This is a genomic window from Macrococcus sp. DPC7161 (assembly GCF_004117835.1).
Classification (GTDB): Bacteria; Bacillota; Bacilli; order Staphylococcales; family Staphylococcaceae; genus SDSC01.
Map to the genome: position 1 here is coordinate 1 of NZ_SDSC01000032.1, position 445 is coordinate 445.

General features: G+C 46.7%; 1 protein-coding gene. It reads left to right on the forward strand.

Translation table 11 applies throughout. The annotated features are described in order from the left end of the window. On the forward strand, positions 1–289 hold a 289-nt coding region (locus ER639_RS11945), incomplete at its 5' end, for a type II toxin-antitoxin system TacA family antitoxin (RefSeq protein WP_205757722.1). Positions 290–445: the final 156 nt, after the last annotated feature.

Below are 445 nucleotides of genomic sequence, written 5' to 3' on the forward strand. Positions count from 1 at the left end.
GTCTACAGCTGCAAGCGTCCGTAAAACACCGCGAGAAAACCAGATTAACATCCGGGCAACTGATGAGGAACGAGCCGTTATTGATTATGCTGCGAGCCTGGTCAATAAGAACCGTACTGATTTCATCATTGAACTGGCTTACCAGGAAGCTAAAAACATTATCCTGGATCAACGCTTATTTGTGCTGGATAACGAAAGTTATGATTCGTTTATTACGCAACTGGAAGCTCCTGTGCAGAATGCAGAAGGGCGTGAACGTCTGATGGCGGTAAAGCCTGAATGGAAATAAATGTCACCGCGCCGGCATTGCTGACGGATGAGCATATACTTCAGCCATTTGACTGTGGAAATGAGGTGCTAAGTAACTGGTTACGTGGTCGGGCTATGAAAAACCAGATGCTCAATGCTTCCCGCACGTTCGTTATTTGCCTGGAGGGGACTTTAC